This window comes from Amycolatopsis sp. MtRt-6, from assembly GCF_017308975.1.
GTDB lineage: Bacteria > Actinomycetota > Actinomycetes > Mycobacteriales > Pseudonocardiaceae > Amycolatopsis.
On record NZ_JADWPD010000044.1, the window covers coordinates 1 to 19989 of the forward strand.

The window sequence follows — 19989 nt, forward strand, 5'->3', positions numbered from 1 at the left end:
GCGTTCACCGCGACCCGCGCGGCCTGGTTCGCCGCGTTCGCCGCCGCGATCGCGGCCTGCGCCGCGTCCGCGGCGCGCCCGGCCGAGTCGGCGGCCCGGCCTGCGGCCTCCGCGGCCCGCCCGGCGTCGTTCTTCGCCGCCTCGGTCTCCCGGGCCGCACGCTCCGCGGCCTCCTTGGCCAGGCGGGAAGACTCGACCGCGCGGACCGAAGCTTCCTTGGCCGCTTCGGTTTCGCGAGCGGCTTCCTCACCGGACTGCTTGGCCAGCGCCGCCAGCTGCGCGACGGACGTCGTCTCCTGGTCACGCGCACGCGCGAGGTACTGGCCGGTCCGGAGGAACTCCCTGATGTCGTCGGCGGTGCCCGAGAGGGCGATCTGCGCCGCCTGCTGCACGTTCGGGCCGCCTTCGGCCATGATCCGGCCGACGAGCACCCGGTTGTCGCGCTCGGCCGGCTCGAACTGCCCGGTGGTGAGGAACCGCCACACGTCGTCGGCGGTCCCGTTCAGCGCGGCCTGCGCGGCTTCCCGGACACCGCGGCCGCCGGTGCTCATGATCTGGCCGACCCGCACCCGCATGTCCTGTTCGAGCGGGGCGCGAAAGCCGTCGGCCAGGAAGGCCCGCACGTCTTCGGGGGTCCCGTTCAGCGCGGCCTGCGCCGCTTCCCGGAGCCCCCGCCCGCCGGTGGCGAGGATCTGCCCGACCCGGACGCGGTCGTCCTGCGCGCGCGCCGTGGCCTCACCGGTCCGCAGGAATTCGGCGACGTCCTCGTCCGAGCCGGTCAAGGCGATCTCCGCCGCCCTGACCACGCCCGGTGTGCCGGTCTGCACGATCGCCAGCACCCGCGCCCGGTCGGCCGCCCCGCCGGCCGGGGTGTCGGCGCCGGCGACCGGCCCGGCACCCGCCGTTCCCGCCACCAACGTGCCGACCATGGCCAGCACCACCAGGGCGCGCCGCACCGGCACGCCGCCAAGTCTGGTTCCCACCCTGCTCGATCCCCCCTGGACGAAATTCGATGATCAGACAGCGGCGACCATAACCACCCGACAATGCGCGGCACCAGGCGGCATCGATTCCGCGATCTGTCAATCCTCCGTTCGTCGGACCACTCGATCAATCGCGCCGGATTGCATTGCGACAAAACGTTAGCCGCCAACGCTAAATTGTGATCAAAGTCATAGTTATGTGAATTTTACCATCCAGGAATTTTTCCGACACCTGTCCTGCCTAGCGTTTCGCCAAGGGGGGCGGTCTGTCGTGCCACGCATCTGCCTGGGCACCGTTTCCCGATTCTCGACACGGAGGAACGGTTCATCGTGCATTCTGCTCCCACCCGTCTTGCCGCCTTCGGCGCCGGCCTGCTCGGGCTTGCCGCGCTGGCCACCACGGTGATCGCCGCCCCGGCGGGTGCCACCGGCGCCACCACCGCGGACGACACCCCGCCGCCGATCGTCGAGACCTACGACTACCCCGGCGCGGACCGCATTCTCGCCGAGCGGAACATCACTCTCCTCAAGGGCGACGGGCACGTCCTGCTGGTGGACTGCGCGAGCGGCGGCGACCTCATCATCGTGCAGAGCTACAAGATCAAGGGCGGGGACGCCTGTTTCCGCGTCACCGGCACGCCCGGTTTCGTGACCATGCAGATCCCCGAGACCTACTTCATCAAGGGTGACAGTCACACCGCGAAAGCCACATTGACGGCGAAGAGCACGACGGAAACGGTCACCATCCAGCCGGGCCAGTGGACCCCGGTCGGCGAATCGATGCCGAACCACGACCCGGCCGCACTTCTCGAAATCCGAGTGACGGCGTAACCGGCGTATCCGCCGATCCCGCGAGAGAGAACCGAGCCTTCATGTCTGTTTCCCGCACCGCCACCGTCGTGGCCCTGCTCGCCGGCGGCCTGCTGGCCGCGGTGCCCGCCGAAGCCGTTTCCGGCGGCACCGCCGCCGCCCCGGGTGCCTACCCGTTCGCCGCCAAGCTCACCGCCGACGGGCGGGCCTGCGGCGGCGCGCTCGTCGCGCCCGACCTGATCCTCACCGCCGCCAGCTGCTTCCCCGAGAACCCGCAGGGCGGCGTGCCCGCCAAGGCGACCACCGCGACCGTCGGGCGGACCAGCCTCAGCGGCACCGGCGGCCACGTCGCGGGAGTCACGAACGTCGTCGTCCGCGCCGACCGGGACGTCGCGCTGGCCCGGCTCGCCCAGCCGGCCACCGGCATCGCTCCCCTGCGGCTCAGCACCACCCCGGTCAACTTCCCCAGCGGCGACGAGACGCTCAGCCTGGCCGGCTACGGCCGCACCGAGAGCGAATGGGTGCCCGACAAGCTGCACGTCGGCACGTTCAAGTCGCCGTCGGCCACGGCGACGACCCTGGCGCTCACCGGCACGAACGGCACCGACGCCTGCCGCGGGGACGCCGGCGCGCCGATCTTCCGCGACGCCGGCGGCCGCACCGACGTCGTCGGGGTGACCAGCTCGTCGTGGCAGCACGGCTGCTTCGGGGAGACCACGACCCGGCAGGGCACCACCGCCGCCCGCGTCGACGACATCGCCGGCTGGATCCGCCAGCAGGCGCTGGCGCCGTCGGCCAAGGCCGTCGGGCACGCGATCACCCTGACCTGGCACGCGGTGAGCGACCGCACCGCCTACCGCGTCTACGGCTCGGCCACCCCGGACGTCCCGGTCGACAGCGCGCACCTGCTGGGCAGCGTCGACGGCACGTCGTACACGCACACCGGGCTGCCCGCCAAGCAGACGCGGTACTACCGCGTCGTCGTCGTGACGGCCGACGGCTGGACGAGCACGCCGACCGACGTCGTCTCCGCGACCACGCCGGTCTCGACGGGCAACGACTTCACGGGCGACGGCAAGGACGACGCGGGCGCGGCCTACGACCTGAAGAACGCCCGCACCGGCATGTACGTCTGGCCGACGACCGCGACCGGTGTGGGCGCCCCGCAGCTGAAGTGGAGCGCCGACGGCTGGGAGGCCGCCAGGGCCCGCTGGGTCACGGGCGACTTCACCGGCGACGGCCGCACCGACATCGCCGCGTTCTACGACTACCTCGACGGCGGTTCGAACCTCTTCCTCTGGTACGCCAACGCTTCCGGCGGCTTCGACCACCAGGGCATCAAGTGGAGCGGCGCCTTCCGGCCGCTGAACGCGCGCTTCACCGCGGGCGACTTCGACGGCGACGGCCGCACGGACATCGCGGCCGCCTACGACAACGGCAACGCCGACCTGAGCATGCTGACCTGGCACGCGACGGCGACCGGGTTCGACGCGCCGGTCACGCGGTGGCGCACCGGGCCGGGCCAGTGGAACCTGGCCCAGTCCAGCTGGCGGGGCGGCGACTTCAACGGCGACGGCCGGGCCGACCTGGCCGCGTTCTACGACTACCTGGACAACACGGCAAACCTGTTCCTCTTCTACGGCAACGCCTCCGGCGGGCTGGACTCGCAGGGTGTCAAGTGGAACGGCGGCATCCCGTCCGGCGGCGCGAAGTTCGTCTCCGGTGACTTCGACGGCGACGGGCGCGCCGACCTCGGCGCCGCGGTCGACCTCGGCGGCGCGAACCTGACGTTCCGCACCTGGCGCGGCACCGCCACCGGCGTCGACGCGCCGGTCACGCAGTGGACGAGCGGGCCGGGCCAGTGGCACCTCGGCCAGTCGCAGTGGACCGCGGGCGACTTCGACGGGGACGGCCGGACGGACCTGATCGCCACCTACGACTACGGCGGCTCGAACACGAACCTGTTCCGTTTCCGCGCGAACGCCACCGGTGGGTTCGACCACGAGGGCGCCAAGTGGAGCAGCAACGGCACGTTCAACGCCGCCCAGTCGACCCTGCTCTGACCCCCTGCGGTGGCGGCGTCCACCCGGACGCCCGCCACCGCGGGCCACCCAAGGGGAAATCCATGCGCAAACTGAGTTCCGCCGCCCTGTCCGTCACCCTGCTCGCCGGCGGCCTGCTGACCGCGACCCCCGCCGAGGCCCTGTCCGGCGGCACCGCGGTGCCCGTCGGCACCCACCCGTTCATCGCCCGGATCGCCACGCCGGCCAAGGCCTGCTCGGGCGCCCTGGTCGACCCGTCCTGGATCCTCACCTCGGCGTCCTGCCTGACGGCGGCGGACTCCGGCGCCCCGACCGAGGCCGCGACCGTCACGGTCGGCGACGTCGACCTGAGCACCGGCGCCGGCTTCACGACGAAGCTGACCAAGGTCGTGCGCCGCACCGACCGCGACGTCGTCCTGGCGAAGCTGGAGAAGCCGGCGACCGGCGTCCAGCCGATCGCCCTCGCCGCCACCGCGCCGCAGGCCGGGGAAACCCTGCAGGTGGCCGGGTTCGGCCGGACCGCCACCGAGTGGGTGCCCGCGCGGCCGCGCGTAGCGCCGTTCACCGTCTCGGGCGTCACCGGCGCCACCGTGTCGGTCTCCTCGGCCGACGGCACCGACGCCTGCAAGGGCGACGCGGGCGGCCCCGCGTTCCGCCTCACCGGCGGCACCGCGCAGCTGGTGGCCCTGACCAGCACGTCGTGGCAGCACGGCTGCCTCGACGTCACCGAAACCCGGTCCGGCGGCACCGAAACCCGCGTCGACGACCTCGCCGGCTGGATCCGCGACTACACCGTGCCGACCCCGGTTTCGTGCCCGGCCGGGGCCGCGGTCTGGACCGCCCGCGCCGACGGTTCCCTGTGGCGCTACGTCCACCTCGACCCCGCCGGCGGCGCGGTCAGCTGGTCGCAGCCGAGCAGCGCGATCGGCTCCGGCTGGGACGGCCGGACCCTGGCCGGCAAGGGCGGCGTCATCTGGGACATCCACCGCAACCACGGCTCGGGCGACCCGTACCCGAGCGGCAGCCTGAAGCGCTGGGTGTACTCGACGAGCAGCGGCTGGAGCGGCGGCGGCCAGGTCGGCATCGGCTGGGGCCGGTACCTCACGGCCGAGTACCGGAACCGGATCACCGTCGACGAGAAGAACCGCATCTTCATGATCGACGACCAGGGTCAGCTGAAGTACTACCTCTGGAACGACGCGACGGGCACGTGGGTCAACGGCGCCGGTGACGTCCTCGACACCGGCTGGTCCCGCTTCGACTCGATCACCGCGGCCGGCGACGGCGTGCTGTACGCCCGCAAGCCGGACGGCGAGATGTTCCGCTTCAAGTACGACTTCACGGCCAAGGCGTGGGCCGGCCCGGGCAAGGCGGTCGGCGTCGGCTGGCAGATGTTCAGCGAGGTCTTCTCGCCGGGCGGCGACATCCTGTACGGCCGCGGCAGCACCGGCACCAGCCCGTTCGACGGGCAGACCGGCCCGGTGCTGCGCTGGTACCGCTACACCGCCAACACCGAGACGTGGGCACCGTCGGGCCCGGATCACATGGGCGTCACGATCGGCTCGGGCTGGAACACCGAGATCCACGTGACCGCCGCGCCGGACTCCTGCCGCCTCGGCAGCTGACCCGCTCTCCCCCGGGGCCACGGCCCCGGGGGAGAGTTACCGACTTCGGTAGGTTCCGAAAATCCTTCACGGCTTCTACGTTGATCGAACTGTCCCGTTCGGGACGGATATCCGGATTACGTGGGCCGAAGGGCATTTTCATGCGAATGTCGAGGGCTGTGGGCGCGATCGGAGCGGTCGCCGCGGCGCTGAGCCTGGTCTCAGCGGGGGTGGCGAACGCCCAGCAGGACATCATCGGCGGGAGCACGGTCTCCTCCGCGCCGTGGGGCGCCCAGATCTACTGGGACAACGCCACCACGTACGGCGGTTTCCAGTGCTCGGGGACGATCATCGCCCCGCAGTGGGTGCTCACCGCCCGGCACTGCCTGAACTCGCCGGGCATGAACGTCAAGATCGGCAACGTGGCGCTCCAGCAGGGCACGAGCGCCGACGTCGACCAGCAGAAGGCGGCGCCGACCGGCGACATCGCGCTGCTGCACCTGACGACGGCGGTGAACACGACGTACATGAAGCTCGGCACGGGCAACCCGCCGGCCGGGGCGACCAACCAGATCTACGGCTGGGGCCGCACGCAGGGCACCAGCCCGCCGTCGAGCACCCTCAAGACCGCCAACGTGCGCGTGACGGGCCTGAGCACGGACGCCTACGACGGCACGGCGATCGCCAGCCAGGGCGTCAACGGCTCGGCCTGGCACGGCGACTCGGGCGGCCCGCAGCTGTACAACGGCGTCCAGGTCGGGGTGTGCTCAACCGGCAGCAACTCCGGTTCGAACACGCAAGGCACGCAGAACTACGCGAGCATCGCGTCGAGCCGCACGTGGATCCGCAACACCGCCGGCGTCTGACGAGGCCGGATGCCGCGAGCCGGGCGCCCGGCTCGCGGCATACTCGGTGCATGAGGTTCCGCACCCAGGTCCTGCTCGGCGGCAAGACCGCGACCGGCTTGCCGGTGCCCGCCGACGTGGTCGAGGCGCTCGGCGCCGGCAAGAAGCCCGCGGTCACGGTGACACTCGGCGGCCACACCTACCGCACCACGGTCGCGAGCCGCGGCGGGCAGTTCCTCGTGCCGCTCAGCGCGGAGAACCGCGGGCAGGCCGGGGTGGCCGCCGGCGACGACGTCGAGGTCGAGATCGCGCTCGACACGGCACCCCGCGTGCTCGAGATCCCGGCCGACCTGGCGGAGGCGCTCGCCGCCGACGAGACCGCGCGCACCCGGTTCGAAAGCCTTTCCTACAGCGCGAAACAGCGGTTCGTGCTGCCGATCGGCCAGGCGAAGACCGCCGAGACCCGGCACCGCCGTGTCGCCAAGGTGATCACGGACCTGCGGGCCGGCAAGTAGTCAGTCCATTATGGACGCTCGCAGCGCCGCCTTGTCCGGTTTCCCCGACGGCGCCACCGGAACCGCGGCCACGAAGCTGAACCGCGCCGGCACCGCGGCCTCCCCCAGCTCCGCCGCCACCGCCTTGCGCACCTCCCCCAGATCCGGCGCACGACCCGGCGCCGGCACGAGGAACGCGTGCGCCGCCTCCCCGGTCCGCTCGTCGGGCACCGCCACCACGTACGCCTGGTCGACGTCCGGGCAGGCCGCGATCGCCCGCTCGATCGGGCCGGTGTAGTGGATGATCGCGTTCACGATCACCACGTCGCGGGCCCGGCCGGACAGGTGCAGGTAACCCGCCCGGTCGAGCTGTCCCAGGTCCTGTGTGCGCACCCAGCCGTCGCGCAGTACCTCGGCCGAAGCCGCGGGATCACGCCAGTACTCCGCGAACGCCGAGGGCGTGCGCACCCACACCTCGCCGTCCCGCACCGAGATTTCCACCGTGTCGCACGGCTTCCCGACCGAGCCGAGCCCTTCGTCGGCGCGGCAGATCGTCAGCATCCCCGTCTCGGTCTGGCCGTACGCGTGGTGCATCGCCGGCCCGATCCGCTCGGCCGCCTCGGCGAGCTTGTGCGGCGGCACCGGCGAGCCGGCCACGATCAACCGCCGCAGCGCGCCCAGGTCGACGTCTTCGGAGCGCAGGACGTCCAGGATTCCGTTCAACCGCGGCACCGTCGTCAGCGCCGCCGTGATGCCCAGCCGGGGCAGCACGCCCGGGAAGTCCGGCGGTGCCGGCGGGATCACCGCCGTGCCGCCCGCGAACAGGCACACCCCCAGCTGCTCGACCATCACCGCGCTGGCGAGGGACCCGAACAGCAGGTACCGCCCGAACCCCGCGCCCAGCCGCTCGTGCGCGGAGCCCGGCACCGGCGGCCGCCACACGCGGCCTTCGGTCAGCGCGCGGTAGCTATAGGCCACGCCCTTGGGAACACCGGTGCTGCCGCTGGTGAACACGACCGTCGCGATGTCGTCGAGCTGCCCCTGCGGCACCGGCTCGGCGTAGGCGGTCAGCAGACTCTCCACCCGCGACACCGGGACGTCGGCGGTCACCGGCACCGTGCCGTCGGCGACCACGGCCGCGACGTCGCCGAGGATGTGCCGCAGCTGGGCCTCCGGCAGGCCGGCCCGCACCGCGACCGCGCGGGCACCGAGCACGTGCACCGCGACGAGCGCGGCGAACCCCTCCGGGGTGACGCCGGTGGCCAGCCCGACCCCCACGCCCGGGCCGGCCCCGGCCGCCCGCAGGCCCGCGGCGAACCGGCCGATCAGCTCCCGCAGCTCGCCGCGGGTGGTCACCCGCGCGCCGTGTTCGAACGCGGGGACCTCGGGAGCGCGCGCCAGCTCGTCCAGCAGTGCCTGCGGGTGGACCATCTCGACCGCCTTTCGCCCGGGAGGATCCCGGTCTACCGGGCGGATCTCAGAATTTCGGCAGAAGGCCGCACGGTCACCGCGCCCGCCGCGACGACCACCGCGGCCAGCGCGAAGCCCGCGGCGAGGGTCCAGAAGTCCGGGTGGACGATCGACTGGCCGCGCTGCGCCTGCCAGGTGAGCAGCACCAGCAGCCCCGCGTAGCCCGCGCCGGCGATCCGCACCAGCCGGCGCCGGACGATGTCGGCCGAGAGCACCGGGTACCGGCGGGCCAGCACGAGCAGGCCGAACGCGACCAGCGGCAGCACCTGCAGGCCGTGGATGCCGGCGAAGTGCGGGATGCGCATATCGCCACCGACGGTGCTCCAGCCCAGCACGGGCAGGCCGGGCCCGCCGTCCTCGACGCCGACGGAGTGCGCACCGAACGTCGCGGGCCTGCCACCCGCGTCGAGCACCGCCTGCTGCGCCGGGCTCGGCGAGAACATCAGCATCGCCACGCCCATCCCCGCCAGCGCCAGTCCCGTCCCCCAGCGCAACGCCGAGTTCAGCGCCCGGTTCGGAAGGCGCTGGAACAGCAGCAGGACCACGACGGCGGCCGTCATCAGCCACGCCGCGTAGGCGCCACCCGCCACGACGTTGTTGATCATGACGTCGGCCGGGGTCGCCTTGTTGAAGTGCAGCGTGTGACCGCGGAAGATCATCTGCACGACGATCAGCCCGACGTCCACACCGATGCCCACGGCGAACACGGTGCCGAACCACCAGCCGGCGCGGCGGGCGCGGCGCACGTGCGTCAGCAGCCACGCCAGCGTCAGCGCGTACGTCCCCACCGAAACCGAAAACTTGAGCGGCTTGAGCCAGATCGGCGCGTTGACCAGCGTGCGATCATCGAAGAGCAAGCCGAGCAGCGAGACCGCGCACAGCACCCCCATCGCCCCGGCGAGCACCACCAGCGGGCGGTGCCACGCGCGGAGCGTGACCAGCGGATTTCCCTTGTCTGCCATGGGCTCAACCCTGGCGCGGGAGCGGCGCGGAAACACTGGAGCGCACCACCGTCGGAAGGTGGGGAAGGCCCTACCCCCGCCCGCGTGGGTAATAGTGCCGTCACCACGACCGGCAGTTGTGCCGTTTGACCACACAGGCCTCTTTTCTAGCGTGACTTTCACACCGCGCGGACCACCCGCGCCAGGGGAATTCGCTTCAGGAAGGAGGTGGCCCGTCGATGTCCAGTCCGGGATTCCAGGCAGATTCCGCTGCCATGACGCGCGCCGTCCAGGGTTTCGAGGAAACCGCGACGAACGCCAAGTCCACGATGGCCAGCTTGGAGTCCGAGCTGACCGAGGCCCTGCGCAACTACAAGGGTGACCAGGCCGTGGCCTTCTGGGACCTCCAGCGGCGGCTGCAGGAAAAGATGAGCGTCGCGGTGAAGGAGCTCGACACGATGTCGCAGCTCGTGCACACCAGCCACGCGAACTACGGCCGCGGCGACGCCGACGTCCACCAGAGCTTCCAGGGGGTCGGCAACACCCTCGAGGGCTCGGGCGTGCTCCCCCGCCTCAACCCCTGACCGAGAGGACGCCCACCATGGCCGACGTCGTCGAAATCAACTTCGCCGCGCTGCAGCACAGCTCGGCATCCCTGGCCGCCAAGGCCAAGGCGCTCACCTCGCAGCTGGAGCAGCTGCACCAGAACCTGCAGCCGATCACCGCGACCTGGTACGCCTCCGGCAGCTCCGCCGGTGACGCCGCCCGCCAGGCCGAGACGCGCCTGCGCCAGGCCACCGCGGACATCGTCGCGATCATCGCGCAGTTCGGCGGGAAGGTCGGCGAGGCGCACGACCTCCAGCAGTCGCTGGAGAACCGCAACCAGGGACTGTTCGCGGGCTGACCCGCGCCCCAGACGTCGGCCGGCCGGTGCGGGAAACCCCCCGCTCGCACCGGCCGACCGGCTTTCCCCTGTCAGCCCCATCGCGCCAGAGAGCCGGGACCGATGCCAGACCAGTCGTACTACGTCCACCTGGAATCGCTGAAGGACTTCGTGCGGGAGCTGGAAACCCAGATCCACGCGATGTCGAAACCGAACGACTTCCTGCTGACCCTCGGCGAGGAACCGCTGCTGTTCGGCGAGTTCGGCGAAGCCGGGTCGCTGGCCGACGCCCACCGCGCGGCCGTCTCGGAGATGCAGGGCCTGCTCGACCAGGTCCGCAGCGCGATCGGGTTCGCCCAGGACGTCACCACCACGGTCGCCGACGGTTACCAGCACGCCGACCAGTCGGTGGCCGGCGACCTACACGCGTCGGGCGCCGTCACCGGCCTGCTCGACCCGGTGCTCGGCCTGCTCGGCTCGGGGAACAGCGACGGGAGCCGCAAGGGATGACCAACACCGCGCACACGAACTTCGCCGCGTTCAGCCACCAGCAGCTGTACGCGATGCTGCAGGCCGGCGACCCGAACAGCGCGCGGCACGCGGCCGACAAGTGGCACTCCGCCGCGCTGCACCTGCACGAGCAGGCCCACAACCTGAACGCGGAGCTCACCGAGTTCAAGGACCACTGGACCGGGGGCGCGGCCGACCAGTACCAGCGGATGATCATCGACCTCGCGAACGGCATCTCGAAGGTGGCGCGGACCGCGGAGGCGATGAACGTGACGCTCGGGGACGCCGCCGACGCGCTGGTGAAGGCCAAGAAGGAGATGCCGCCGCCGGTTTCGGTGCCGGACGTCGCGCCCGCCGACGTCGCGCTCGCGGTGAACCCGCCCTTGCTGCCGCCGGACGCGTCGCCCGCGCTCGTGCAGGCCGCGGCGCAGCAGCGGCAGCAGGCGATCGCGAACGTCGAAGCACAGCAGGCCGCCGCGAACGCCGCCGGGGCGGCGCACGGCCGCGCGATCGTCGTCATGACGCAGCTGGCCGGCGAGTACACCGCCGCGGAGGAGTCGATCCCGGCGTCGCCGAACGCCGTGCCGGTGCCCCCGGCCCCGCCGGCCGGTGGCGGCGCGGGCAGCCCCGGTTCGCCCGGGCTGGTCGGCAACGGGATGGGCGGGGACGGCGTGGTCGTCACCCCCACCGACGGGCACCCGCTGCCCGGCGGCGGCACGACGACGCAGCCGGGGACGACCGTGCCGACGTCGAACCCGCTGTTCGGCGACATGTTCACCGCCGGGCTCGCCGCGGCTTCGGCCGCCGCGTTCGGCCGGTTCGGCTCGATCATGCCGAAGGTGCCGTCGTGGGCGACCGGCAAGGATGCCAAGGACGACAAGGAACAACCGCCCGGCACGAAGCTCGGCGGGGGCGGCGCCGGTGTCGCGGGTGGCGCCGGGGGCGGCGTCCCGATCGGCGGGGGTGACGCGCCTTCGCTCGGCGGCGTTTCGGCCGGCGGTGGCGGGCTGACCGGCCCCGGCGAGGTGCCGGCGGCGCATTCCGGCCTGGCCGGCGACGGCGGCGCGGGCAACGCGCTGAGCGGGCTCGCCGGCGGCGCGGCCGGGGCCGCGGGCGCGGCGGCGGCCAAGGGTGCGATGCCGATGATGCCCATGATGCCGATGGGCATGGGCGGCGGCGGGGACATGGGGTCCGGGCGGCGGATCCCGGCGTGGCTGGTGGAGACGGAGAACGTCTGGGGCCAGTCGGCGCCGGTCGCGCCGCCGGTCATCGGCGAAGACGGCTCCTGATGACGGCGGCGGGCTATCGCGTGGCCCCGGCCCGCCTCGACGCGGTGGCCGGCGAGTCCGGTTCCCGCGCCGAGGCGCTGTCCTCGACGCAGTCCGCGGTGGCGGGTGAGAAGCTGCCCGCCACCGCGTTCGGCCGGGTGAGCGAGTCCGGCGCCGCGGCCAAGACGTTCGAGAAGACCATGACGGAGCTGGGTTCGCGGCTCCAGTCGGAGGTTTCCCGGCTGCGGACGATCCAAAGTGGACTCACTGCTGGTGCGGCCGGTTACCGGCGTGCGGACGCGCAGGTCGCCGCGATGTACCGTTCGTTGCTGCCCGAGGATCCGTTGCCCCGCGCGGGAAATCCGGCCGGGATCGGCGGCGCGGCCGACACCGGCGCGTGGGCGCGCGCGATCGCGGACAACCGCGTCAAGGTCGCCGACGCCCTGACGGCCGAGCGGTTGCGGCTGGCCGGGTTGACCGATCCCGACGAAGTCACGCGCTCGCAGGCGCGGATCAAGCTGTACGAGGACATCCTCGCGCACGACCGGCAGATCCTGCGGTTCGATCCGTCGGGCAACGGGCGGATCGCCGAGCTGGTCGGGCACATCGAGCCGGGCACACGGAACGTCGGGCTGTTCGTGCCGGGCGTCAACACGCAAATGTCCAACTTCGACGCCTACGCCGGTCTCGGGCGCAGCCTGGTGGCCGCGGACCCGGCCGGGCGCACGGCGGTCGTCGTCTGGGCGGACGGGGTGTTCCCGCAGGGCCCGGTGGCGCAGGGGCCGGACGCGGGGTACGCGCAGGCGATGGCGCCGGACCTCAAGCACTTCGCCGACGACCTGCGCGGCGAGATCGCGGGCCACGCGGGTGCCGGCGTCACGCTGACGGCGATCGGGCACAGCTACGGCGGGGCGACGGTCGGGCTGGCGGAGGCGCACGGCCTCGACGTCGACCGCGTCCTGCACGTCGAGTCGGCGGGCATGGGGCACGGCGTGTGGTCGCCGGCGGACCTGCCGGCGAGCCAGGCGGGCGTCCAGCGGTTCTCGATGACGGCACCGCTCGACCCGATCGTGCTGGCCCAGGGCAACGCGTGGGGCCTGGAGTGGACGGGCATCGGCCACGGCGCGGACCCGGACGTCTTCCCGGGCGTGACGGAACTGGGCACCGGCTCCACCGCCGACGGTTCGCTGCTGTGGGGCGTGTCGTCGCACAACGACGTGCTGAAGCCGGGTTCGGATTCGTGGACGAACATCTACCGCGTCCTCACCTCGGGCGGTGAGCTGTGACCCCCGAACTCCACCGCCTGGCCACCGAGCTGACGTCGGTGATCGACGCCGCCGCGGCGGCCTTCGGCACCGCGGACCCGACGCTCTCAGGCGAACTGGACTGCGACCCCACCAGCCCGGGGAACCTGCTGTGCTGGCAGTACGGCGTCCGCGTGGACCACCCGGCCGCCCCGGAAACCACCCTGGCGACCCTCCTCCCGGCCCTGCACGGCGAGGGCTGGGAATCCCACGACCGCAGCACATCCCGCGAGCGGATAACCCGCTTCACCCGCGACGGCGCCGACTTCACGATCCACGTCGCCGGCGCGGTGACGATCCTCGGCTCAACCCGCCCAGTCCCCGCCTGATGCCCCTCCAATCACGAGTGATGCCTCTCCAATCACGAGTGATGCCTCCCCAATCACGAGTGATGCCTCTCCAATCACGCGAGATCCGCCTTCAATCACACGAGATCCGCCCCGGATCACGCGAGTCCCGCCTTCGATCACCGGAACTCGCGTGCCGGAAGGGGCATCTCGCGTGATTGAGCGGGCATCTCGCGTGATTGGCGGGGCATCACTCGTGATTGCGGGGTCGACACGGCCTACGGGGTGAAGCGGGTGGGACGCCAGCCTCGGCGTCGGGCCCGGCGGACCGCGGCCACCGTCACTCCCGCGGCCGCGGCCAAGGCGACCCCGGCCAGCGCGATCGTCCCCGCCGTGACGTCGGACGGCCGTGGCGCGGCTGCGGCGGCAGGGACCACCGCCGGGGCCGAGGGCGACGGCGGAAGACCGCCCGGCGGCGGGACGTCGGCGGGCAGGGTGGACGAGACCGCCGCGTAGGCGTCCAGGACTCCCCAGCCCAGCCGCGGGTCGTGGCCGCCGGACGGCGGGCGGTGGGCCGTCAACGTCAGGCGCGTGACGACCTGGTCGCCGGACAGCGCCGGGTGGTACGCCCGGACCAAAGCCGCGACTCCCGCGACGTACGCCGCCGCGAGGCCCGGGTCGGTCACCGGCCAGCGGTGGGCCACCGCGCCGCCCGCGCCCGCCGACGTGCTCACCAGCTCCGCGCCCGGCGCCGCGACACCGACGTAGTCCCCCGCTTCCGTCTGCACCGGCTCGCCCGCGGGGTTCACCGACCCGACGGCCAGCACCCCGGACGTCGCCGTCGGGTACGTCCGCGTGCCCTGCTGGGACGCCGACGCCGCCGAGACGACCACCGCCCCCGCCGACCGCGCCCGCGCCACCGCCGACGACAGCGCCGGGCTGTCGGCCGCCGCGGGCACGGCCACCAGGATCACGCCCGCGCGCCGGTCGACGGCCGTGTCGATCGCCTCGGCCAGCTCGCCCGGGTCGCCGCCGCCGGAGGTCGCGTACCGGATCGGCAGCAGCCGCACGCCGGGCGCGACACCGGCGAACGTCGTCGACGGATCAGGCTGAGCGCCGACGATCCCGGCCGCGATCGTGCCGCGGCCGTCGCAGTCCGTGCGCTCGGTGCGGGGCCCGCCTTCGAGCTGGCCGGGCGCGAACTGCGCGTTCTGCCCGTCGACGCCGGTGCCGATCACCGCGACCAGCTGGCCCGCGCCCCGGGTCAGCGGCCACAGCCGCGCCGGGTCGACCAGGCGCTGGCCCCACGGGACTTCGCCGGTGTACGTGCCGGACGGGTTCGCGCACCCCTGCGCGAAAGCGGCCGGCGCCCCCAGGACGCCGGAGGCCGCCACGAGACCCGCCACCGCGAGCACCGCCGGTAACCGCACCCGAACCCCCGAAACCGAAAGACGGTGGCGGACAAGGAAGTCCGCCACCGCCAGTCTAGCCCGGAACGACGGCTCAGCGAAGGTCCATGCCGAGATCCAACGCCGGCGAGGAATGCGTCAGCCCGCCCACCGACAGATAGTCCACACCGGACAGTGCGTAGGCCTTACCACGGTCGAGGGTGAGCCCACCAGAGGATTCCAGCCGCGTTTTCGGCGAGACGTCGTCGCGGCGCGCCACCGCCCGGCGGCACTCCTCCGGCGTGAAGTTGTCCAGCAGCACCTCGTCCGCCCCGGCGGCCAGCGCCTCCTCCAACTGCGAAAGGGTGTCGACCTCGACCTCACAGGCCAGTTCCGGCGCGTGCTGCCGGGCCGCGGCCAGCGCCGCCGTCACCGAGCCCGCGGCGACGACGTGGTTGTCCTTGATCAGCACCGCGTCGCCGAGGCCCAGCCGGTGGTTGACCCCGCCGCCGCAGCGGACGGCGTACTTCTGCAGCAGCCGCAGCCCCGGCAACGTCTTGCGGGAGTCCCGGATCGCACACCCGGTGCCGTCCACTTCGGACACCCAAGCCGCCGTCGCGGTGGCGACGCCGGAGAGGTGGCACAGCAGGTTCAGCGCCGTGCGCTCGGCGGTGAGCAGCCCGCGCACCGGGCCGGCCAGCACCAGCGCGGGTTCCCCCGCGACCAGCCGGTCGCCGTCTTCGCGCCGCGCGAGCACCTCGTAGCCGTCGCCCATGACCATGTCGAACACCGCGAGCGCCACCGGCAGCCCGGCGACCACGCCGTTCACCCGCGGGGTCAGCTCGGCGACGGCGACCGCGGCCGCGGGCACCGTCGCCGCCGTCGTCGCGTCCGGCCCGTACCGCAGGTCCTCGCGCAGCGCCGTGGCGACCACGCGCTCGACGTCGTCGACGTCGAGCCCCGAAGCCGCGATCAGGCGGCGGACGGTGTCGGAGATCGGGAACGTCATGCCACGCCTTCCAGGGGAATCGGGTCGGCCAGCACCGGCTGGCCGGACGGGCTGAGCCGGATGAGCTGGCTGCGCCGCCAGGTGTCGTCGCGCCCCGGGAAGTCGGACCGCACGTGGCAGCCCCGCGACTCGGTGCGCCGGACGGCCGCGGCGAGCAACGCCTGCGCCACCACGGTCAGCGCCGCGTCCTCGACGCCCGCGTGTGTCCACAACGGAGTGTCCGAAAGCGACAGATCGAGCACCGAGCCGGCCGCGGCCAGCCCGTCGGCGTCCCGGCCGATGGCCGCGTACCGGCTCATCACCCGCTGCAGGGAATCACGCTCCGCCGCCGGCGCGGTGGTCCGCGCCGGCAGCCGCCCGCGCGCCGGATCGGCCAGCAGCCCGGCCGCGAGGTCCGCCGCGACGGCCTCCGCGACGCGCTGCCCGACGACCAGGCCTTCGAGCAGGCTGTTGGACGCCAGCCGGTTCGCGCCGTGCAGCCCGGTCCGCGCGACCTCGCCGGCCGCGTAGAGCCCGCCCACCGACGATCGTCCGTCCACAGTGGTCACGACGCCGCCGCACGAGAAGTGCGCCGCCGGGGTCACCGGGATCGGGTCGACGGCGGGGTCGAGGCCCAGCGCCGCGCACGCCGCGAACACCGTGGGGAACCGCCGCGCGAACCCCGCGACGCCGGTCGCGTCGAGGAAGACGTGGTCGTCGATCCCGCCCGGCGCGGTCGCCATCCGCCGCGTGATCGCCGCCGAGACGACGTCGCGCGGCGCGAGGTCGCCGAGCGGGTGCACGCCCCGCATCACCGGCAGGCCGGCGCCGTCGACCAGCGTGGCGCCCTCGCCGCGCACCGCTTCGGTGACCAGCGGGCACCGGCCGCGCGCGCCCGGCGTGTAGAGCACGGTCGGGTGGAACTGCACGAACTCGATGTCGGCCACGGTCGCGCCGGCCCGCAGCGCGAGCGCGAGCCCGTCGCCGGTGGCGATCTCCGGGTTCGACGTCGCCTGGTAGAGCTGCCCGAGGCCGCCGCTGGCCACCAGCACGGCCGAGGCGCGGACGACGCCGGGCACGCCGTGGCGGTCGAGCACCGTCACGCCGGCGACCCGGCCGCCGGGAGTGAGCAGCGCGTCGACGGCGATGTGGTGCTCCAGCACCGGCACTCCCGCCTGCCCGGCCTGCGCGACCAGGGCGCGTTCGACCTCGGCGCCGGTCGCGTCGCCGCCCGCGTGGATCACGCGGAACGCGCTGTGCCCGCCTTCGCGGCCCCGCGCGAGCGACCCGGAAGCCGCGACGTCGAACTTCGCGCCGTCCGCCCGCAGCCGGGCGACCGCGGCCGGGCCGCCGTCGATGATCGAGCGCACCGCCACCTCGTCGCACAGGCCGGCGCCCGCGGTGAACGTGTCTTCCGCGTGCTTGGCGACCGAGTCGTCGAGGTCGTGCTCGTTTTCCAGGACGACGGCGACGCCGCCCTGGGCCCAGCGCGTGTTGCCGTCCGCGACCGCGGCCTTGGTGACCACCAGGACGTGCAGCCCGAGGGCCTGCGCGCGCAACGCCGCGGTCAGCCCCGCGACGCCGCTGCCGATCACGACCAGGTCGGCGCGGGCCTCCCAGACCGGGGTTTTCGCCCGTGGGTCATTAACCGGCGTGGTCATTCGCCGCCGCCGGGCTGCCCGATCTCGATCATCCGCTGCACCGACGCCTTCGCGCGGGCGGCCGTCTCGACGTCGACGTGGACCTCGTCGAGGCCGTCACGCAGGCAGCGCAGCAGGGCGGCGGGCGTGATCATCTTCATGTACCGGCAGGAGGCGCGGTCGTTCACCGCGCGGAAGTCGATGCCCGGCGCGGCCTTGCGGAGCTGGTGGATCATGCCGATCTCGGTGGCCACCAGGACGGTCTTGGCCTTTGTGTCGCGGGCCTCGTGGACCATGTCGCCGGTGGAGAGGATCTTGACCCGGTCCGGCGCCACGGCGCCCTCGCCGGCCAGGTAGAGCGCCGACGTCGCGCAGCCGCACTCGGGGTGGATGAACAGGTCGGCGTCCGGCTCCTCGGCCGCGCGGGCGGCCAGCTCGGCGCCGTTGATGCCGGCGTGGACGTGGCACTCCCCCGCCCAGACGTGCATGTTCTCCCGGCCGGTGACGCGCTTGACGTGGGCGCCGAGGAACTGGTCCGGCAGGAAGAGAACTTCCTGGTCAGCGGGGATGGAAGCGACGACGTCGACGGCGTTCGAGGACGTGCAGCAGATGTCGGTCTCGGCCTTCACCTCGGCCGTGGTGTTGACGTAGGAGACGACCACCGCGCCCGGGTGCTCGGCCTTCCAGGCCCGCAGCTCGGCGCCGGTGATGGAGTCGGCCAGCGAGCAGCCGGCGCGCGCGTCCGGGATCAGGACGGTCTTCTCCGGCGAGAGGATCTTCGCGGTCTCGGCCATGAAGTGCACACCGCAGAAGACGATGGTGGACGCGTCGCTGCTCGCCGCGATGCGGCTGAGAGCGAGGGAGTCGCCGGTGTGGTCGGCGATGTCCTGGATCTCCGGGGCCTGGTAGTTGTGCGCGAGCAGGACCGCGTCGCGCTGCTTCGCCAGGCGCCGCACCTCCTCGGCCCAGGCCGCGTTCGCCTCGACCCCGCCGTAGGGGGTGAGGTCTTGTTCGAGCGTCGAAGTCATGCTGGCCCTCCTGGACCGGTCTCCGGTTTTCGCCTTACAATCGAAAACCGTGCGAAGTCATCTTAACACCCAGGCCCCCCTGGTCCACGAGGTTCTGGGCGCGGTACTGCAAGTGCGCTCGGACACACTGCGGGTGCTGCTGTGGCGGCGCGCGCTCGATCCACACCTCGGCCGCTGGTCGCTGCCGGGCGGGCGGCTGCGGCCCGACGAGGACGTCGAAACGTCGATCCGGCGCCAGCTCGCCGAGAAGGTCGACGTCCGCCAGCTCAAGCACGTCGAGCAGCTCGCGGTGTTCAGCGCCCCGGACCGCGTGCCGGGGCCGCGCGTGGTGGCGACGGCGTTCCTCGGCCTGGTCCCGTCCGACGTCGACCCCGAGGTGCCCGAGGACACCGAGTGGCACCCCGTCGCTTCACTGCCGCGCACGGCGTTCGACCACGAGGCGATCGTGCTGCGCGCCCGCGACCGGCTGCGTTCGAAGCTTTCGTACACCAACCTCGGCTTCGCGCTGGCGCCCGACGAGTTCACGATTTCCGCGCTCCGCGGCCTGTATTCGGCAGCGCTCGGCTACCGCGTCTCGGCGACCAACCTGCAGCGCGTGCTGTCCCGCCGCGGACTGCTGGTGCCCACCGGCCACACGGCGCCGCCGGGCCGCTCGGGCGGACGTCCCGCGGCGCTGTTCTCCTTCGCCGGCAAGGGCATGCAGATCACCGATCCGTTCGCGGTGTTCAAGCCGCCCAGCCGGTGACCGTGCTGCGGTCCGGGCGTTATGCCCTTACCGTGGACGCGTGACGGAGCCGGAATCGGAAAGTGACGCGACGACGACGATCCTGCCGTTGTTCCCGCTGCAGACCGTGCTGCTGCCCGGCACCAAGCTCCCGCTGCACATCTTCGAGCCGCGGTACCGCCAGCTGACGGCGGACCTGGTGAGCGGCACGGTGCCGGGCCGCGAGTTCGGCGTGGTCGCACTGCGCTCGTCACTCACCCGCGAAGTACGTGGTCTGGACCAGTTGCACGAGATCGGCTGCAGCACGGTGCTGCGCGAGGCCAAGCGCCTGCCGGACGGCCGGTTCGACGTGGTGACGCAGGCCCGGCGCCGCTTCCGCCTGCGCGAGCTCGACTGCGTTTCGGCGCCGTACCTGATCGCCTCGGTGGAGTGGGTCGACGACGACCCGCCCGCCCCGTCCGGCGGCATGGCCGAGCGCTTGGCCACGGTGGCGCGCGCGGCCCACCAGCGGTACTGCGAAACGGCGTGGCGCAGCGAGGACTGGCACGCCCCCGACCCGGACACGCCGATCGCCGAACTGGCGTACGCGCTGGCCGCGGACTGCCTGCTGCCCCTGGAAGACCGCCAGCGGCTGCTGGAGGAGCTGCACCCGCTGCGGCGGCTTCGCATCGCCTGCCGCCTGCTGACGCGCGAGGCGGGGTTCCTGAACACCCTCGGCGCGGTGCCGCTGCCCCCGGGCGAGTTCACCGACCTGAGCCGGCCGGCCAGCTTGAACTGACC

General features: G+C 73.0%; 20 protein-coding genes. 13 read left to right on the plus strand and 7 right to left on the minus strand.

Annotated features, from left to right (window positions below):
* The coding region (locus tag I4Q55_RS44565) for an ALF repeat-containing protein (protein WP_206796864.1) at positions 1 to 962 on the minus strand (962 nt) is incomplete at its 3' end.
* Positions 963 to 1313: 351 nt separating this feature from the next.
* Between I4Q55_RS44565 and I4Q55_RS44570 the strand changes: the two genes are divergently transcribed.
* The 5 genes from I4Q55_RS44570 to I4Q55_RS44590 all read left to right on the plus strand — a co-directional run bounded on the left by I4Q55_RS44570 (position 1314) and on the right by I4Q55_RS44590 (position 6799).
* The gene (locus I4Q55_RS44570; RefSeq protein WP_206796865.1) at positions 1314 to 1814 is read left to right on the plus strand and encodes a hypothetical protein; all 501 of its coding nucleotides are present in this window, start codon (positions 1314 to 1316) and stop codon (positions 1812 to 1814) included.
* A 41-nt stretch (positions 1815 to 1855) separates the two neighbouring features.
* Positions 1856 to 3856 (plus strand): trypsin-like serine protease, encoded by a 2001-nt coding sequence (locus tag I4Q55_RS44575; RefSeq protein ID WP_206796866.1) that lies wholly within the window; start codon positions 1856 to 1858, stop codon positions 3854 to 3856.
* A 62-nt stretch (positions 3857 to 3918) separates the two neighbouring features.
* Positions 3919 to 5460 carry a tachylectin-related carbohydrate-binding protein gene (locus I4Q55_RS44580; protein WP_206796867.1) on the plus strand — a complete coding sequence of 514 codons (1542 nt, stop codon included), beginning with the start codon at positions 3919 to 3921 and terminating at the stop codon, positions 5458 to 5460.
* A gap of 140 nt (positions 5461 to 5600) precedes the next feature.
* Complete coding sequence (locus I4Q55_RS44585) at positions 5601 to 6305, plus strand: trypsin-like serine protease (RefSeq protein ID WP_206796868.1); 705 nt, start codon at positions 5601 to 5603, stop codon at positions 6303 to 6305.
* A 50-nt stretch (positions 6306 to 6355) separates the two neighbouring features.
* Complete coding sequence (locus I4Q55_RS44590; protein ID WP_206796869.1) at positions 6356 to 6799, plus strand: YdeI/OmpD-associated family protein; 444 nt, start codon at positions 6356 to 6358, stop codon at positions 6797 to 6799.
* Here the strand turns inward: I4Q55_RS44590 and I4Q55_RS44595 are convergent, their stop codons facing one another.
* Both I4Q55_RS44595 and I4Q55_RS44600 read right to left on the minus strand, forming a co-directional pair.
* Positions 6800 to 8209 carry a class I adenylate-forming enzyme family protein gene (locus I4Q55_RS44595; protein ID WP_206796870.1) on the minus strand — a complete coding sequence of 470 codons (1410 nt, stop codon included), beginning with the start codon at positions 8207 to 8209 and terminating at the stop codon, positions 6800 to 6802. It lies immediately after the preceding gene.
* A 32-nt stretch (positions 8210 to 8241) separates the two neighbouring features.
* Positions 8242 to 9210: a hypothetical protein gene (locus tag I4Q55_RS44600; protein WP_206796871.1), complete on the minus strand. Its 969-nt coding sequence runs from the start codon at positions 9208 to 9210 to the stop codon at positions 8242 to 8244.
* Positions 9211 to 9428: 218 nt separating this feature from the next.
* Here I4Q55_RS44600 and I4Q55_RS44605 point away from each other — a divergent pair, with 218 nt between their 5' ends.
* The 6 genes from I4Q55_RS44605 (at position 9429) to I4Q55_RS44630 (ending at position 13483) form a co-directional block, all read left to right on the plus strand.
* Positions 9429 to 9773 carry a WXG100 family type VII secretion target gene (locus I4Q55_RS44605; RefSeq protein WP_206796873.1) on the plus strand — a complete coding sequence of 115 codons (345 nt, stop codon included), beginning with the start codon at positions 9429 to 9431 and terminating at the stop codon, positions 9771 to 9773.
* A gap of 17 nt (positions 9774 to 9790) precedes the next feature.
* Positions 9791 to 10093, plus strand: a complete 303-nt coding sequence (locus I4Q55_RS44610; protein ID WP_003057455.1) for a hypothetical protein — start codon at positions 9791 to 9793, stop codon at positions 10091 to 10093.
* Between the two features lie 102 nt (positions 10094 to 10195).
* Positions 10196 to 10582 (plus strand): hypothetical protein, encoded by a 387-nt coding sequence (locus I4Q55_RS44615; RefSeq protein ID WP_206796875.1) that lies wholly within the window; start codon positions 10196 to 10198, stop codon positions 10580 to 10582.
* A complete protein-coding gene (locus I4Q55_RS44620) occupies positions 10579 to 11871 on the plus strand; it encodes a WXG100 family type VII secretion target (protein WP_206796876.1) in 1293 nt (430 codons plus the stop codon). The genes I4Q55_RS44615 and I4Q55_RS44620 overlap by 4 nt, the downstream gene beginning before the upstream one ends.
* Positions 11871 to 13136 carry an alpha/beta hydrolase gene (locus tag I4Q55_RS44625; protein ID WP_206796877.1) on the plus strand — a complete coding sequence of 422 codons (1266 nt, stop codon included), beginning with the start codon at positions 11871 to 11873 and terminating at the stop codon, positions 13134 to 13136. Before I4Q55_RS44620 ends, I4Q55_RS44625 begins: the two co-directional genes overlap by 1 nt.
* Positions 13133 to 13483: a hypothetical protein gene (locus I4Q55_RS44630; protein WP_206796878.1), complete on the plus strand. Its 351-nt coding sequence runs from the start codon at positions 13133 to 13135 to the stop codon at positions 13481 to 13483. The genes I4Q55_RS44625 and I4Q55_RS44630 overlap by 4 nt, the downstream gene beginning before the upstream one ends.
* Positions 13484 to 13719: 236 nt before the next feature.
* On the opposite strand, the gene I4Q55_RS44635 is transcribed toward I4Q55_RS44630, so the two are convergent.
* From I4Q55_RS44635 to nadA, 4 genes are all read right to left on the minus strand, one after another.
* Positions 13720 to 14856, minus strand: coding sequence for a S8 family serine peptidase (locus I4Q55_RS44635; protein ID WP_206796974.1), 1137 nt, complete (start codon positions 14854 to 14856; stop codon positions 13720 to 13722).
* 88 nt (positions 14857 to 14944) lie between these two features.
* Positions 14945 to 15838, minus strand: coding sequence for a carboxylating nicotinate-nucleotide diphosphorylase (nadC, locus tag I4Q55_RS44640; protein ID WP_206796879.1), 894 nt, complete (start codon positions 15836 to 15838; stop codon positions 14945 to 14947).
* Positions 15835 to 17478, minus strand: coding sequence for an L-aspartate oxidase (locus tag I4Q55_RS44645; RefSeq protein WP_206796880.1), 1644 nt, complete (start codon positions 17476 to 17478; stop codon positions 15835 to 15837). The genes nadC and I4Q55_RS44645 overlap by 4 nt, the downstream gene beginning before the upstream one ends.
* Positions 17475 to 18485 (minus strand): quinolinate synthase NadA, encoded by a 1011-nt coding sequence (nadA, locus tag I4Q55_RS44650; RefSeq protein WP_206796881.1) that lies wholly within the window; start codon positions 18483 to 18485, stop codon positions 17475 to 17477. Before nadA ends, I4Q55_RS44645 begins: the two co-directional genes overlap by 4 nt.
* 112 nt (positions 18486 to 18597) lie before the next feature.
* On the opposite strand from nadA, the gene I4Q55_RS44655 reads away from it, so the two are divergent.
* Both I4Q55_RS44655 and I4Q55_RS44660 read left to right on the plus strand, forming a co-directional pair.
* Entirely contained in the window at positions 18598 to 19230 is a 633-nt protein-coding gene (locus tag I4Q55_RS44655) for an NUDIX domain-containing protein (protein WP_206796882.1), read from the plus strand.
* A 40-nt stretch (positions 19231 to 19270) separates the two neighbouring features.
* Complete coding sequence (locus tag I4Q55_RS44660) at positions 19271 to 19987, plus strand: LON peptidase substrate-binding domain-containing protein (protein WP_206796884.1); 717 nt, start codon at positions 19271 to 19273, stop codon at positions 19985 to 19987.
* The last annotated feature ends 2 nt before the right edge of the window (positions 19988 to 19989 follow it).

Coding starts and splice junctions, on each gene's coding strand:
- I4Q55_RS44575 (WP_206796866.1), top strand. CDS start 1,856: ATGTCTGTTTCCCGCACCGCCACCGTCGTGGCCCTGCTCGCCGGCGGC.
- I4Q55_RS44580 (WP_206796867.1), top strand. CDS start 3,919: ATGCGCAAACTGAGTTCCGCCGCCCTGTCCGTCACCCTGCTCGCCGGC.
- I4Q55_RS44585 (WP_206796868.1), top strand. CDS start 5,601: ATGCGAATGTCGAGGGCTGTGGGCGCGATCGGAGCGGTCGCCGCGGCG.
- I4Q55_RS44590 (WP_206796869.1), top strand. CDS start 6,356: ATGAGGTTCCGCACCCAGGTCCTGCTCGGCGGCAAGACCGCGACCGGC.
- I4Q55_RS44595 (WP_206796870.1), bottom strand. CDS start 8,209: ATGGTCCACCCGCAGGCACTGCTGGACGAGCTGGCGCGCGCTCCCGAG.
- I4Q55_RS44600 (WP_206796871.1), bottom strand. CDS start 9,210: ATGGCAGACAAGGGAAATCCGCTGGTCACGCTCCGCGCGTGGCACCGC.
- I4Q55_RS44605 (WP_206796873.1), top strand. CDS start 9,429: ATGTCCAGTCCGGGATTCCAGGCAGATTCCGCTGCCATGACGCGCGCC.
- I4Q55_RS44610 (WP_003057455.1), top strand. CDS start 9,791: ATGGCCGACGTCGTCGAAATCAACTTCGCCGCGCTGCAGCACAGCTCG.
- I4Q55_RS44615 (WP_206796875.1), top strand. CDS start 10,196: ATGCCAGACCAGTCGTACTACGTCCACCTGGAATCGCTGAAGGACTTC.
- I4Q55_RS44620 (WP_206796876.1), top strand. CDS start 10,579: ATGACCAACACCGCGCACACGAACTTCGCCGCGTTCAGCCACCAGCAG.
- I4Q55_RS44625 (WP_206796877.1), top strand. CDS start 11,871: ATGACGGCGGCGGGCTATCGCGTGGCCCCGGCCCGCCTCGACGCGGTG.
- nadC (WP_206796879.1), bottom strand. CDS start 15,838: ATGACGTTCCCGATCTCCGACACCGTCCGCCGCCTGATCGCGGCTTCG.
- I4Q55_RS44645 (WP_206796880.1), bottom strand. CDS start 17,478: ATGACCACGCCGGTTAATGACCCACGGGCGAAAACCCCGGTCTGGGAG.
- nadA (WP_206796881.1), bottom strand. CDS start 18,485: ATGACTTCGACGCTCGAACAAGACCTCACCCCCTACGGCGGGGTCGAG.